The organism is Parasphingomonas halimpatiens, from assembly GCF_036663795.1.
In the GTDB taxonomy this organism is placed as follows: Bacteria; Pseudomonadota; Alphaproteobacteria; order Sphingomonadales; family Sphingomonadaceae; genus Sphingomonas.
Genome location: NZ_JAXOJP010000040.1, coordinates 1 through 13,857 on the forward strand (window position 1 = coordinate 1; position 13,857 = coordinate 13,857).

Annotated in this window: 12 protein-coding genes and 1 tRNA gene; 3 read left to right on the forward strand and 10 right to left on the reverse strand. The window is 66.0% G+C overall.

All coding sequences use genetic code 11. The annotated features are described in order from the left end of the window. Nucleotides 1-143: 143 nt before the first annotated feature. Nucleotides 144-515 carry a tRNA-binding protein gene (locus U1839_RS23410; protein WP_332805986.1) on the reverse strand — a complete coding sequence of 124 codons (372 nt, stop codon included), beginning with the start codon at nt 513-515 and terminating at the stop codon, nt 144-146. Beyond that, nucleotides 515-1,186, reverse strand: a complete 672-nt coding sequence (locus tag U1839_RS23415) for a glutathione S-transferase family protein (RefSeq protein WP_332805987.1) — start codon at nt 1,184-1,186, stop codon at nt 515-517. The genes U1839_RS23410 and U1839_RS23415 overlap by 1 nt, the downstream gene beginning before the upstream one ends. Nucleotides 1,187-1,227: 41 nt before the next feature. On the opposite strand from U1839_RS23415, the gene U1839_RS23420 reads away from it, so the two are divergent. Then, nucleotides 1,228-1,608: a hypothetical protein gene (locus U1839_RS23420; RefSeq protein ID WP_332805988.1), complete on the forward strand. Its 381-nt coding sequence runs from the start codon at nt 1,228-1,230 to the stop codon at nt 1,606-1,608. Here U1839_RS23420 and U1839_RS23425 read toward each other — a convergent pair. From U1839_RS23425 to U1839_RS23455, 7 genes are all read right to left on the reverse strand, one after another. After that, entirely contained in the window at nt 1,560-1,895 is a 336-nt protein-coding gene (locus U1839_RS23425; protein ID WP_332805989.1) for a hypothetical protein, read from the reverse strand. The two genes, U1839_RS23420 and U1839_RS23425, sit on opposite strands and share 49 nt — an antisense overlap. A gap of 67 nt (nt 1,896-1,962) precedes the next feature. Then, on the reverse strand, nt 1,963-2,406 hold the full coding sequence (locus U1839_RS23430) for a hypothetical protein (protein WP_332805990.1): 444 nt from the start codon (nt 2,404-2,406) through the stop codon (nt 1,963-1,965). A gap of 381 nt (nt 2,407-2,787) precedes the next feature. Beyond that, on the reverse strand, nt 2,788-7,296 hold the full coding sequence (gltB, locus tag U1839_RS23435) for a glutamate synthase large subunit (RefSeq protein WP_332805991.1): 4,509 nt from the start codon (nt 7,294-7,296) through the stop codon (nt 2,788-2,790). A 69-nt stretch (nt 7,297-7,365) separates the two neighbouring features. After that, nucleotides 7,366-7,983, reverse strand: coding sequence for a DUF2059 domain-containing protein (locus U1839_RS23440; protein ID WP_332805992.1), 618 nt, complete (start codon nt 7,981-7,983; stop codon nt 7,366-7,368). A gap of 143 nt (nt 7,984-8,126) precedes the next feature. After that, entirely contained in the window at nt 8,127-9,569 is a 1,443-nt protein-coding gene (locus U1839_RS23445) for an NAD(P)-dependent oxidoreductase (RefSeq protein WP_332805993.1), read from the reverse strand. A gap of 164 nt (nt 9,570-9,733) precedes the next feature. After that, nucleotides 9,734-10,543 (reverse strand): undecaprenyl-diphosphate phosphatase, encoded by an 810-nt coding sequence (locus U1839_RS23450; protein WP_332805994.1) that lies wholly within the window; start codon nt 10,541-10,543, stop codon nt 9,734-9,736. Nucleotides 10,544-10,597: 54 nt separating this feature from the next. After that, the gene (locus U1839_RS23455) at nt 10,598-11,536 is read right to left on the reverse strand and encodes a complex I NDUFA9 subunit family protein (RefSeq protein ID WP_332805995.1); all 939 of its coding nucleotides are present in this window, start codon (nt 11,534-11,536) and stop codon (nt 10,598-10,600) included. Between the two features lie 96 nt (nt 11,537-11,632). On the opposite strand from U1839_RS23455, the gene U1839_RS23460 reads away from it, so the two are divergent. Together U1839_RS23460 and U1839_RS23465 are read left to right on the forward strand one after the other, a co-directional pair. Then, nucleotides 11,633-11,719: transfer RNA gene (locus U1839_RS23460), tRNA-Leu, on the forward strand. 227 nt (nt 11,720-11,946) lie between these two features. After that, nucleotides 11,947-13,152 (forward strand): tyrosine-type recombinase/integrase, encoded by a 1,206-nt coding sequence (locus U1839_RS23465; RefSeq protein WP_332806009.1) that lies wholly within the window; start codon nt 11,947-11,949, stop codon nt 13,150-13,152. A gap of 164 nt (nt 13,153-13,316) precedes the next feature. On the opposite strand, the gene U1839_RS23470 is transcribed toward U1839_RS23465, so the two are convergent. After that, complete coding sequence (locus tag U1839_RS23470; RefSeq protein ID WP_332805996.1) at nt 13,317-13,676, reverse strand: hypothetical protein; 360 nt, start codon at nt 13,674-13,676, stop codon at nt 13,317-13,319. Nucleotides 13,677-13,857: the final 181 nt, after the last annotated feature.

The window sequence follows — 13,857 nt, forward strand, 5'->3', positions numbered from 1 at the left end:
CCAGGCGCCGATCTCCAAATCGGCCCAGCGTCTGCTCCATCATGTCCTCCCGCTCTCAAGGACATCGAATCAGACCAAAAACCACATGGCAACCACGATGTGTGAATGCTGTAGCCCCGTGCCGGGGAGGTATTAAGAAGAAGTCAGAACAACCGTCCCCCGTTCGGCACCCGCACGCTGGGCGTCACCAGCACGACCTTACCCGCGGCATCGGGAAAACCCAGCGTCAGCACCTCGGACATCATCGGCCCGATCTGGCGCGGCGGGAAATTGACCACCGCGGCGACCTGCATGCCGACCAGTTCGTCCAGCTTGTAATGCTCGGTGATCTGCGCCGAGGAGCGCAACACGCCGATCGCCGGCCCGAAATCGATCGCCAGCCGATAGGCGGGTTTGCGCGCCTCGGGAAAGGGTTCGGCCTTGAGGATCGTACCGACGCGGATGTCGACCGCGAGAAAGTCGTCGAAGCCGATCGGCGGCGCCGCGGCGGCGGCCGGATCATGCGTGACGTGCATCAGAAATCCAGGTCGTCATAATGCGCCGGCGGATTGATCGTCTCCATCCGCTCGGCGAGCAGCGGGCGGAAGCTCGGCCGGCTCTTGAAGCCGCGATACCAGCGCGCGGTCTGCTCGTGATTCTTCCAGTCGATCCCGCCAAGATAGTCGGTGATCGAAATCTGCGCTGCCGCCGCCAGATCGGCGAGGCTCATCGTCGCGCCGCCCAGCCAGTTGCGATGGTCGAGCAGATAATCGGTGTAATCGAGATGCCGCACCGCCGCCTTCATCGCCTCGCGCAGCACGCGCGAATCGGGCGTCGCGCGTTGCACCAGCCGCTTCTCCATCCGCTCGTGGAGCAACGGCGCGGTGACATCGGCATAGAATTGCGTGTCGAACCACGCGACCAGCCGGCGGATCTCGGCGCGGTTGACCGCGGTGCCGTTGATCATCGCCGCCTTGTCGACCGTCTCCTCGAAATATTCGCAGATCGCCATCGAATCGATCAGCAGGATGCCGCGCTCGGGGTCGGTCATCACCGGCGTCTGGCCGGCGGGGTTCATGTCGAGAAATTCGTCGCGCCGGTCCCACGGCGATTCGCGCACCAGTTCGTAACCGACGCCCTTCTCGCCCAGCAGGATGCGCACCTTGCGCGAGAAGGGGCAAAGCGGAAATTGATGTAGCTGCCACATAAGCTGTTGTTAGAGTGGCGCGCGCGGCGGGGGAAGGCTTGATGGTCGAGGATGCGTTCGAAACTGTGGCGATCGTCTACAGCCAGCCGGAAACGGTCGTGATGCTGGCGATGTTCGCCCAATATGACATCCCGGCCTATGCCATGGGGTTCGACCATGCGCGCGCCGCCTGGCCGATGCTCCTCGCGCTCGGCGGGATCGTAATTCGCGTCCATCCGGCCGTGGCGGACGAGGCGCGCGCGCTGCTCGCCGAGGTGGCGCAGCGCCCCGCCGTCATCCGCCCGCGCTTCGTGATCAACCCGGTGCTGCACATTGCGTTCGGCATTCTCGCGATGCTGCTCGCCGCTCCGCCACCGACACGCGCGACCGCGACCTATTTTCTCGGCAAGGCGCGTCGGGCAGGTGACAAGTCGCAGGGGTGAAAGGCCGCACGGAAGAAGGGATGTCCCCAGTAATCGATATAGCGGTCGAGCGCGATCGAATCCCCGATGCGACACGCTGATGCGTCGTCGCTGGCGATGGTAATCACGGTCTCCGTGCCGTCCTGCAGCGCAATCGCGACCTGCATGGGCGGCTCAACTCCGGGACCATAAGCGCCAAGGCGAAAGCTGGTGATCGTGCCGCGAACGCTGGTCGGCACCTGTGCGCTCGGAGCCGACATCGTGTAGCGCAGCCACCCGATGCCCAGCAGCAACGCGACGATAACCAATGGGCCCCCCGCCGCGCGCAGCCACCAGCCGAGCGGTAACCCCGCCAGTCGCGCCTTCGCGGGGTGCTCAGTTGTCGCGATGGCTGTCGTCCAGCGCTGCGCTTGCCGCGCCCAGCACCCGTCGCAGCCGCGCGGCGGTGGCGTTGATCTCCGCCGTCATCGTCGCGGCGTCGCGCGCCGCCTGGCCCGTCGCGGCGACCGCGCCGCGTGTGCCGTCGTGCAGCCGGCGTTGGAACTGCGGGTCGTCGCGCGTGATAACGTCGCGCAGCGTATCGTTCGGCCGCACGCCATCGCGTGGGTCGGTGTAGCGCGCAATCGGGCCGACATGCGTGTCGAGCAGTGCATCGGCCAGCGCGCCGACGAACGCCGCCGCGCTTTCCTGCACCGCCGGGTTGGACAGCGCATCGCCGACCGCCGCAAGGCGCTGGTCGGTCGGCGGGGCGGGGTGGCGCTCATGCGCGAGGGCGGGGGTCGCCAGCAAGATCAGCGGCACGACAAGCAAGCTACGCATCGAACACCTCAAGCAAACACGGTGACGCGACTCCCCATAGCAGAATCGTAGTGCATTATCGAGCCTGCCGAACCACTTCGCGCCTTTGCGCCTTCGCGTGAATCAATGGCCAGCAAGCGACGTCCGGACAGGAAGTTGACTCCGCGCCTCTGCGCCTCTGCGCGCGCAAATAGATTGGGTTCGCGCAGAGGCGCGGAGGCACAGAGAGTCTTGCGGCACAGCTTGATTCAATTCTCAAGCGAAACGCGCTTGGGTCGGATCATGCGCATGATCCATCCCTCTGCCCATCCGACGCCGGCCGCGAAAACCGCCGCACGAAAAATGTTCGCATTCCCTGTCAAATTCCCTGCCGGACGTCGCCCGGCAGGGAATTCGGGTCACTCATTCGGCCGCGACGAGGTGTGCCGAATCGTCGAGCGGATGCGAAAGGCGACTGAGCATCTCGCGCGGCACGACCTGCCAGAAGCGGTCGATCGCGCGGCCCCAGTCGTCGAGCAGCGCCGCCGACCATTTGCTGTCGGTCGCGGCGTGATGCGCGCGCACCAGCCCGAGCAGCACCGACTCCCAGTGCATCGAGGCGAGCCGGTGCCAGGTGATGCTCTCGGGGTTGGCGCGGCGCTCGAAGCTGCCATCGGCGTCGTAGACGAACGCCATGCCGCCGGTCATGCCGGCGCCGAAATTCGCGCCGACCGCGCCGAGCACCACCGCGATGCCGTTGGTCATGTACTCGCAGCCATTGGCGCCGCAGCCCTCGACCACCACCGTTGCGCCCGAATTGCGCACCGCGAAGCGTTCGCCCGCCTGGCCGGCGGCGTAGAGGCTGCCCGAGGTCGCGCCGTACAGTACGGTGTTGCCGATAATGGTATTGTCCTGGCTCGCCAGCGGCGAGCTGACCGCCGGGCGTACCGCGATGATGCCGCCCGACAGGCCCTTGCCGACATAGTCGTTGGCATCGCCGAACACCTCGAGCGTCACGCCCTTGCACAGGAAGGCGCCGAGGCTCTGTCCCGCCGAGCCGCGCAGCCGCACCGTGACATGGCCGTCGGCCAGCGTCGACATGCCGAATTTGCGCGTGATTTCGCTCGACAGCCGCGTGCCGACCGCGCGGTGCGTGTTGCGCACGGTATAGGTTAGCTGCATCTTCTCGCCGCGCGAGAACACCGCGCCGGCATCCTTGATGATCTGCGCGTCGAGGCTGTCGGGCACCTCGTTGCGCCACGTGTCGAGGCTGAAGCGGCGCTCGCTGTCGGGCGCATCGACCTTGGCGAGGATCGGGTTGAGGTCGAGATCGTCGAGATGCTCGGCGCCGCGGCTGGTCTGGCGCAGCAATTCGGTGCGGCCGATGATCTCGTCGAGGCTCTTGACGCCGAGCCGCGCAAGGATGTCGCGCACTTCCTCGGCGATGAAGGTCATCAGGTTGATGACCTTTTCCGGGTTGCCGCTGAACTTCTCGCGCAGCCGCTCGTCCTGCGTGCACACGCCGACCGGGCAGGTGTTGCTATGGCACTGGCGCACCATGATGCAGCCCATCGCGACGAGGCTCAGCGTGCCGATGCCGAATTCCTCGGCGCCGAGGATCGCGGCGATGACGATGTCGCGTCCGGTGCGAAGCCCGCCATCGGTGCGCAGCTTGATGCGGCCGCGCAGGCCGTTGAGCGTCAGCGTCTGGTTGACCTCGCTCAGCCCCATTTCCCACGGCGTGCCGGCATATTTGATGCTGGTCTGCGGCGAGGCGCCGGTGCCGCCGACATGGCCGGAGACGAGGATGACGTCGGCATGCGCCTTGGCGACGCCCGCCGCGACGGTGCCGATGCCGGCCGAGCTGACCAGCTTGACGCAGACCCGCGCGCGCGGGTTGATCTGCTTCAGGTCATAGATCAGCTGCGCCAGATCCTCGATCGAATAGATGTCGTGGTGCGGCGGCGGGCTGATCAGCGTCACGCCGGGTGTGGCATGGCGCAATTTGGCGATGAACTCGGTGACCTTGAAGCCGGGCAGCTGCCCGCCCTCGCCGGGCTTCGCCCCTTGCGCGACCTTGATCTCGATCTCGTCGCACGCGCCGAGATATTCCGCCGTCACGCCGAAGCGACCCGAGGCGATCTGCTTGACCCCCGAATTGGCATTGTCGCCATTGGGGTAGGGGACATAGCGCGCCTTGTCCTCGCCGCCCTCGCCCGACACCGCCTTGGCGCCGATCCGGTTCATCGCGATCGCCAGCGTCTCGTGCGCCTCGGGGCTGAGCGCGCCGAGCGACATGCCCGGCGTGACGAAGCGCTTGCGGATCTCGGTGATCGCCTCGACCTGGTCGACCGGCACGCCCTCGTCGGGGAAGTTGAACTGCAGCAGGTCGCGCAGATAGATCGGCGGCAGCGCATCGACGCCGCGCGAGAATTGCAGATAGCTCGAATAGCTGTCGGTCGCGACCGAGGTCTGCAACAGGTGCATCAGCTGCGCGGTATAGGCATGCGCCTCGCCGGTCGCGCGCTGGCGGTAGAAACCGCCGATCGGCAGCGTCGCCACGCCGGTGTCGAACGCCGCATCGTGGCGCAGCTGCGCATTGAGGTGCAGCGAGGCATAACCCTCGCCCGAGATCTTCGCCGGCATGCCGGGGAAGAAATCGTTGACCAGCGCGCGCGACAACCCGACCGCCTCGAAATTATAGCCGCCGCGATAGCTGGAGATCACCGCGATCCCCATCTTGGAGATGATCTTGAGCAGACCCTCCTCGATCGCGGTGCGGTGCCGCGCCAGGCACTGCTCGATCGACAGGTCCTCGAACAGCCCGCGCGCATGGCGGTCGGCGATCGAGGCTTCGGCGAGATAGGCGTTCACCGTCGTCGCGCCGACGCCGATCAGCACGGCATAATAATGCGTGTCGAGGCATTCGGCGGTCTGGATGTTGATGCTCGCGAACGAGCGCAGCCCCTTGCGCACGAGGTGCGTGTGCACCGCCGCCGCCGCCAGCACGCCGGCGATCGCGACGCGATCCGCGCTGATCGCCATGTCGCTGAGGAACAGCTCGCTGCGCCCCTCGCGCACAGCCTGCTCGGCCTCGGCGCGGATCCGCGCGATCGCCGCCTTCAGTGTGTCGGGACCGTCACCGGCGGCGAAGGTGCAGTCGATCTCGGCCGCCTGCGGGCCGAAATGCGTCTTGAGCCGCATCCAGTCGGCGCTGGTCAGCACCGGCGAATCGAGCACCAGCACGCCGTCGCGGCGGTCCTCGGTGTCGAGGATGTTGGCGAGATTGCCGAAGCGCGTCTTGAGCGACATGACATGGCGTTCGCGCAAGCTGTCGATCGGCGGGTTGGTCACCTGGCTGAAATTCTGCCGGAAGAACTGGCTGATCAGCCGCGGCTTGTCGGAAATGACCGCGAGCGGCGTATCGTCGCCCATCGAGCCGATCGCTTCCTTGGCGCTCTCGACCATCGGCGCGAGGATCAGCTCCATGTCCTCGAGCGTCTGGCCGGCGGCGACCTGACGACGCGTCAGCTCGGCACGCTCGAACCGCGTGATCGTCTCGGCCGGTGCCGGCAGGTCGTCGATCTTGAGGAAGTTGCCGATCATTGCGGCATAATCGGCCTCGCCGGCGATGCGGTCCTTGACCGCGCGATCGAGCAGCAGGACGCCCTCGTCGAGGTCGACCGCGATCATCTGGCCCGGCCCGAGCCGGCCCTTGGCGACGATGCTCGATTCGGGCACCACGACCATGCCGCTCTCCGAGCCGACGATCAGCAGCCCTTCGGCGGTCAGCGTATAGCGCAGCGGACGCAGCGCGTTGCGGTCCATGCCGGCGACCGCCCAGCGGCCGTCGGTCATCGCCAGCGCGGCGGGGCCGTCCCACGGCTCCATCACGCTCGCCAGATACTGGTACATGGCGAGATGCTCGGCCGGCATGTCGCTGTTCGGCGCCATCGCCTCGGGCACGAGCATCAGCTTGGCGGTCGGCGCGTCGCGCCCCGAGCGGCAGATCGCCTCGAACACTGCGTCGAGCGCGGCGGTGTCGCTCGCGCCGGCCGGGATCACCGGCTTGATGTCCTCGCTATGCTCGCCAAAGGCGAGGCTGGCCATGCGGATCTCGTGGCTCAGCATCCAGTTCTTGTTGCCGCGCACTGTGTTGATCTCGCCATTATGCGCGAGACAGCGGAACGGCTGCGCCAGCCACCATTGCGGGAAGGTGTTGGTCGAATAACGCTGGTGGAAGATCGCGACGCGGCTCTCGAACCGCTGGTCGGTCAAATCGGGATAGAACACCGACAGGCTCTCGGCGAGGAACAGCCCCTTGTAGATGATCGAGCGGCAGCTCAGCGAGCAGATGTAGAAGCCCTGGATTTGCGCGGCGATGACACGCTTCTCGATCCGGCGGCGGACGAGATAGAGATTTTTCTCGAACTCGGCCTTGCTGGCCTCGCCGGGCAGCGGCCCCGCGATCATGATCTGCTCGATCTCGGGCCGCGTCGCCTGCGCCTTCTGCCCGATCACCGAAACATCGACCGGCACCTGGCGCCAGCCATAGATGGTATAGCCTTCCTCGATGATCGCGCTTTCGACGATCGTGCGGCACGCTTCCTGCGCGCCGAGATCGGTACGCGGCAGGAAGATCATGCCGACCGCCAGCCGGTTGGGCATCGGGCGATGGCCCGAGGCGGCGACCGCATCGTCGAAAAATTTGTGCGGCAGGTCGATATGCAGGCCGGCACCGTCGCCGGTCTTGCCATCGGCATCGACAGCACCGCGATGCCACACCGCCTTCAGCGCATCGATCGCCGCCTGCACGACGCGCCGCGACGGCGTGCCGTCGGTCGCCGCGACAAGCCCGACGCCGCACGCGTCGCCCTCATATTCGGGCCGGTACATGCCCTCACGGGCGAGGCGTTCGCGTTGGTCGATCATGGCATTGCCTTCGTGTGGATCGCTTCGGTTAAGGCGGAGATCAGCTACATCGTGCGCGAGGAGTGGCGATCAGGATCGCGAGCCGGGGGCAGCGCTGTCGATCTTCGCGATATACTCGCGCCGGGCATCGATGACGACCTTCAGCATCGCCGCTTCGACCCTGGGGTCTTTTTCATTCGCCCATGCAGCGGCGACGGCGGCGCTCTGGCTACCGATGGCTTTCACCTTTCGCCCTGCCGGCGTCACGCTGAAGGCGACAATCTCATTCATGCGCTCAGGCGTCATGCCGGCTATCACGGACGGCAAGGCCGCCCCGCTGGTCGCCGCACGAATATCGCCCCCATCGATCGCCGAGTCCGGGTTCTGCATGCCGCGCTGGAAAATCGCACTGACGTCGGATCCGCTCGCGATCACGCCGATCAGCCAAATGCCGGTCGGCGACCGGTAGAATGCGAGCACCTGACGCAATTCGGTTTCGGTGAGGTTGGTGTCGTAGATGTCCGCTATCCGGCCGAGCAACAACGGCATCCGGGCAATGCTGTATTCCCCGAGCGTCGGGCGCATCCGCGACAAGACATGGTCGATGATGCCGGGATATTTCTTTTCCAGCGCCTGATATTCCGGGGACGCGCGCATCACGGCAGGCATCGAGGTAGCAAACATCTTGTTGAACTGGATTCGCGTCACCGCTTCGCCATCGAGCAGTTCCGCCAGTTCGCCCGCCAGCGCCTTTGCCTTTGGTGTCGCTACGACGGTAACGGGTGGTGGAGGCGGCGCCACCGTGACGGGCATGGCCTGTGCAAGGGCTGCCGCCAAAAGCATTGTCATCGTCACGCCGCTTTCCTCTCGCCCTTTGCCTTTGCCGTGAGCCACCGATGCATGTTCTTCGCGACATCCTGACCGTCACGGATTGCCCACACCACGAGGCTCGCGCCGCGCACGATGTCGCCGGCGGCGAACACGCCGTCGAGGCTGGTCATCAGCGTCTTGTTGTCGACCAGCACCGTGCCCCAGCGCGTCACGCCGAGTTCGGGCGCGGCGAACAGCCTGGGCAATTCCTCGGCGTCATAGCCGAGCGCCTTGATCACCAGATCGGCGTCGAGCCGGAAGCCGCTGTCGGGCTCCTCCTCGGGTGCGCGGCGGCCGCTCGCATCGGGCGCGCCGAGCCGCATGCGCGTGGCGCGCACCGCGCTGACCTTCTCCGCCGCCTCGAACGCCTGCGGCGCGGAGAGCCAGACGAACTCGACGCCCTCTTCCTCGGCATTGGTCACTTCGCGCTGCGAGCCCGGCATGTTGGTGCGGTCGCGGCGGTACAGGCACTTCACCGAGGCGGCGCCCTGGCGCACGGCGGTGCGCACGCAGTCCATCGCGGTATCGCCGCCGCCGATCACCACGACATGCTTGCCGGCCGCATCGAGGCTGCCGTCGTCGAACGCCGGCACGGCGTCGCCAAAGCCCTTGCGGTTGGAGGCGATCAGGAAGTCGAGCGCCTCGACCACGCCGTCGCTGCCGACGCCGGGCGCCTTGATGCCGCGCGCCTTGTAGACGCCGGTCGCGATCAGCACCGCGTCGTGGCGCTCGCGCAGCTCGTCGAGGCTGGCGTCGCGGCCGACCGCGAAATCGTAATGGAAGACGATGCCGGCGGCGGCGAGCCGGTCGACGCGGCGCATCACCACCGGCTTTTCGAGCTTGAAGCCGGGGATGCCATAGGTCAGCAGCCCGCCGGCACGGTCGTATCGGTCATAGACGTGGACGGCATAGCCATAGCCGCGCAGATATTCGGCGGCGGCGAGACCCGCAGGCCCCGCGCCGATGATGCCGACCGACATGCCGCGATCGGGCCCGGGCACGATCGGCTCGACCCAGCCCTGTTCCCAGGCGGTGTCGGTGATGAACTTCTCGACCGAGCCGATCGTCACTGCGCCATGGCCGGAGAATTCGATCACGCAATTGCCCTCGCACAGTCGATCCTGCGGGCAGATGCGGCCGCAGATTTCGGGCATGGTCGAGGTTGCGTTGCTCAGCTCATAGGCCTCGCGCAGCCGCCCCTCGGCGGTCAGCCGCAGCCAGTCGGGGATGTGGTTGTGCAGCGGGCAATGCACCGAACAATAGGGCACGCCGCATTGCGAGCAGCGCCCGGCCTGGTCCTCGGCCGCCGGCAGCGCATAGCGATCGGCGATCTCGCGAAAATCCTCGGCGCGCGCGGTCGCCGGTCGCTTGGCCGGAAAAGCCTGCGCCCGATCGACGAATTGCAGTGTCCGACCGCCCGCCATGCTCGATTCGCCCCATATTGTCGTTCCCGCCCGCTAGCCGCGAATGCTCGCGGAGTCACGTAAAAACCGACATATAGGTAAGTTATGCTGACTTAAATTGGCGCTTAATTGGGGCGGATTACCGCAATCAGAAAGAAAGAGAAGTTTCTATGGCCGTATCGGACCTATTTGGTCAGCAGCCAGATCAGCGCCGCGCCGCCGACGACGATGCGGTACCAGGCGAAGGGCGCGAAGCCGCGCCGCCCGACGATGCCGACGAACCAGCGCACCACCAGCAGCGCGACGATGAAGGCGACGACGAAGCCAATCGCGATCCCGCCGAGCCCGACACTCGCGCCGCTGGCGAGTTCGTGGCGCTTGGTCACCAGTTCGAGCGTGCTCGCGCCGAGCATGGTCGGGATGGCGAGGAAGAAGCTGAATTCGGCCGCCGTGCGCCGCTCGACGCCGAGGCTCAGCGCGCCGAGGATCGTCGCGCCCGAGCGGCTGACGCCGGGGATCATTGCCAGGCATTGCAGCAGACCGATGCCGGCCGATGTCGGGGCGCTCACCTCGGCGACGCCGCGCGTCGTGCCGGGCTTGGCGAGGCGCTCGATCACCAGGATCGCCACACCGCCGACGATCAGCGCCACCGCGACGACGATCGGCTGGAGCAGCAGCGCCTCGATCTTCTTGTGGAACAGTGCGCCGACCACCGCCGCCGGGATGAAGGCGATGACGATGTTGCGCACGAAGCGCACCGGCCCGGCCTCGCCCTGCAGCACGCCGCGCAGCACGGTCCAGAAGGTCCGCCAGTACAGCACGACGACCGCCAGCACCGCGCCGAGCTGGATGACGATGTTGAACACGTCCCAGCGCGCGGCGTCATAGTGGAGCAGTGCGCCGGCGAGGATCAGGTGGCCGGTCGAGGAGACCGGCAGGAACTCGGTGATCCCCTCGACGATGCCGAGCAGGATGATGGTCAGCAGATCGTGCACGTCGTTCCCCTGTTACGCGGCTCCCGGCCCCGCAGGTTGTTTGATCGCCGCCGCTCAGGCGGTCGCGGTGGTCGTGAAGCGGCCGTGGCGGCGATATTGCACCAGCCAGCCCGGCGCGACGCTGTCGAGCGGCGTCGGCGCCACGCCGAGATCAGCGAGGGTGGCGGCGCCGGGGGCGACGACATTGTCGACCTGCAGCATGCGCCACTGGTCGCGCGTGATCGGCGCGCCGGGGAGGAAGCCGCCGAGCGCGATCATCCCGCCGACCGCATCGGGCAGTTCGACGATCGTCGGATGGCGACCGATGGTGGTCGCGATCCAGCGGATCAGCCCGCCCATGGTGACGACATCGGGGCCGCCCAGCTCGAAAGTCTTGCCGGCGGCGGTGTCGGGATGCCCCAGCGCGGCGACGATCGCGGCGGCGACATCGCCGACGAATACCGGCTGAAACTTCGCGCCGGCGCGCAGCACGGGCAGGACGGGCATCGGGCCTGCGATCATTCCGGCGAAGCGATTGATGAAGCCATCCTCGCGCCCGAAGATGATCGACGGCCGCATGATCGTCGCGCCCGGAAAGGCCGCGCGCACCGCCGCCTCGCCAGCCGCCTTGCTGCGACCATAGCCCGACGCCGAATCGGCGTCCGCACCGATCGCCGAGACATGGACCAGCGCGCCGACCCCGGCGCGCGCGGCGGCTTCGGCGACGGTCTTCGCGCCTTCGGACTGGATCGCGCTGAAATCGCCCTTGAGGATGCCGACCAGATTGACCACCGCATCGGCGCCGGCGACGGCGCGCGCGATCGATTCGGGCTTGCGCACGTCGACCGCGACGAATTGCGTCTGCCCCAGCCCGCCCTGCGGCTTGAGGAACAGCGCGGCGCGCGGATCGCGCTGCGCGACGCGCACGCGTGCCCCCGCGGCGAGCAGATCCTGCGCCACATAACGGCCGAGAAAACCGCCGCCACCGATCAGCGTTACGAGCTTGTTCTTCATTTTGCCTTCAGTCCGTTGCCGCGCCGCCGCCTTGCCGCGCCGCGCCCGAGTTGACAAGCCGCATGACCGTCCCCTAAGGCGCGCCCCCTACCCCGTGCCCAGATGGCGGAATTGGTAGACGCACCAGCTTCAGGTGCTGGCGATCGCAAGGTCGTGGAGGTTCGAGTCCTCTTCTGGGCACCATTTTCCCGTCTCATGACGCCCCAGAACCATCGACAAAACGGCAGAAATCTGCCATTTTCTCCTTGGTTTTGTCCGAAGGTGTCCGATCAGATTTCAGTCGATCCCGCTCCAAAGTGGGCCATGGCCCGGGCCAGCGGTGGCCCGTTTCAGACGGTGGCCCGGCGGGCCATTTCGACGAAATAGGAAGGTCGCTTCGATCAAGACCGTTCGATTCGGGATTGATGGTCATGCCTTTGAAAGATTTAGAGATTCGAGCGCTCAAGGCGCGGGATCGAGTTTATAAGCGCACCGATGAGCGCGGGTTGTACATCGAGGTACATCCCAGCGGCTCGAAACTCTGGCGGGTGAAGTACACGCACCTGGGCAAGGACAAGCGCCTTGCGCTGGGCCGCTACCCGGAGGTCGGCCTGGCCGAGGCCCGCCGCAAACGCGATGAGGCGAGAGCAAAGCTTCGCGAAGGCGTCGATCCCCTTGCCGAGCGCAAGCGCGAAAAGCTCGTTGCCCTCTACAACGCAGCCAACACCTTCAGCGACGTCGCCAAGCAATATATCGACAAGATGGTCGCCGAAGGTCGTGCGGACACCACGACGACAAAAGCGAATTGGCTTCTGGAACAACTGGCGCCGATCGCGGCTAGTGCGATCTCCGAGCTGAAGCCTGTCGATGTATTGGCGGCGCTCAAACGAATCGAAGCGAAGGGTAAGCACGAGACAGCGCGGCGCTGCCGGTCATTCGCCAGCCGGGTGTTTCGTTTTGCGGTTGCGACCGGCCGCGCGGAAACCGATCCGACTTCCGTACTGCGCGGCGCGCTGATCACGCCCAAGGTCACGCACCATAGCGCGATCCTTGACCCCCGGTCGGTCGGAGAGCTGTTGCGATCGATCGACGCTTACACGGGCCATCTGATCACGCGCATCGCCATGCAGATCTCACCCCATGTCATGGCCCGCCCAGGCGAACTCAGACAGGCGCTGTGGCCCGAGTTCGATCTCGAAAACGGCGTCTGGAAAATCCCTCCCGAGCGGATGAAGATGCGGCGCCCTCACGCCGTTCCTCTGTCCAGGCAAGTGCTGGCCCTTCTTGTTGAACTGCACGCATTGACGGGGCCGGAAGGATTCGTGTTTCCAGCGTTCCACACATCGCGCAGGCCGCTAAGCGAGAACACGGTCAATCAGGCGTTCCGTCGCATGGGCTACGCCACTGGTGAGGTGACGGCACATGGCTTGCGGACCACGGCATCGACGCTCCTGAACGAAAGCGGCAAGTGGAGCCCTGATGCGATCGAGCGGTCACTAGCTCACGCCGATAAGGATACGGTCCGGGGCACTTACAACCGCGGCTTCTATTGGGAGGAGCGCGTCGCCATGCATCAATGGTGGAGCGACTATCTCGACGAACTGCGCGCGGCTGTCCCCGTGGCGGCACGGGCGTGAGCAAGTTCTAAAGGCGTGGTTGCAGGGCCGGTGCGAGCGTGGACCGACCGCAGTTCAAACCCCATTTCTGAGTCGATCGCTGCCGCCCGGCCCAGGCGCGCGATGGAGGCAGCTACGCGCCCACTTCGCGCCGTTGGGATATGAAGTCGCATTTCACCCCGACGTCACTGATAGCGAGACGTGTTCTCAAAACCCGCGCTTGCCCTGGTCATCTTCATCAGCTTCCTGAGGTAGGACCGGACCTCCCTTTCGAACCGCCGTTCATCGTGGACGCCCACGCACCGAAATTCTTTTTGGTCGAGAAGTTGTTTGAGCCGTTCGACGAACAGTCCCTGACTGTTCGTGCTCTCACTGCTTTTGGTGAGGCGGCAGACGAATTCTTCGGCTGCGGCCTTGTCATAGTCATCCTCACGCGCTCGGCCGTGCTTGTCCGCCCGATCCTGATCGCTTTGTGCCGCGCTAAAACGGCTTTCGAGCCACTTGCGGACGATCTCGCCATCCCATTCATTCTTATGCTCGCTCATCAGGCCCTCTTACGCTCGTTCATCAGGCCCTCCAAAGCCGTTCTGAGAAGAGATTGCTTAGCTTCCGGATGCCGGGGCAGCGGAGGCGGGGACAGGAACTGGCCGCACAATGGCTCGTCCTTTGGTGGCCGTAAGCGACCGGTGGCTAGCGGGGCACCCATGCCACGCGAAATTGGACCTT

Excerpts from the sequence above, each read along its gene's own strand:
- U1839_RS23445 (WP_332805993.1), bottom strand. The coding sequence starts at position 9,569 with ATGGCGGGCGGTCGGACACTGCAATTCGTCGATCGGGCGCAGGCTTTT.
- U1839_RS23415 (WP_332805987.1), bottom strand. The coding sequence starts at position 1,186 with ATGTGGCAGCTACATCAATTTCCGCTTTGCCCCTTCTCGCGCAAGGTG.
- U1839_RS23410 (WP_332805986.1), bottom strand. The coding sequence starts at position 515 with ATGCACGTCACGCATGATCCGGCCGCCGCCGCGGCGCCGCCGATCGGC.
- U1839_RS23455 (WP_332805995.1), bottom strand. The coding sequence starts at position 11,536 with ATGAAGAACAAGCTCGTAACGCTGATCGGTGGCGGCGGTTTTCTCGGC.
- gltB (WP_332805991.1), bottom strand. The coding sequence starts at position 7,296 with ATGATCGACCAACGCGAACGCCTCGCCCGTGAGGGCATGTACCGGCCC.
- U1839_RS23430 (WP_332805990.1), bottom strand. The coding sequence starts at position 2,406 with ATGCGTAGCTTGCTTGTCGTGCCGCTGATCTTGCTGGCGACCCCCGCC.
- U1839_RS23465 (WP_332806009.1), top strand. The coding sequence starts at position 11,947 with ATGCCTTTGAAAGATTTAGAGATTCGAGCGCTCAAGGCGCGGGATCGA.
- U1839_RS23420 (WP_332805988.1), top strand. The coding sequence starts at position 1,228 with ATGGTCGAGGATGCGTTCGAAACTGTGGCGATCGTCTACAGCCAGCCG.
- U1839_RS23470 (WP_332805996.1), bottom strand. The coding sequence starts at position 13,676 with ATGAGCGAGCATAAGAATGAATGGGATGGCGAGATCGTCCGCAAGTGG.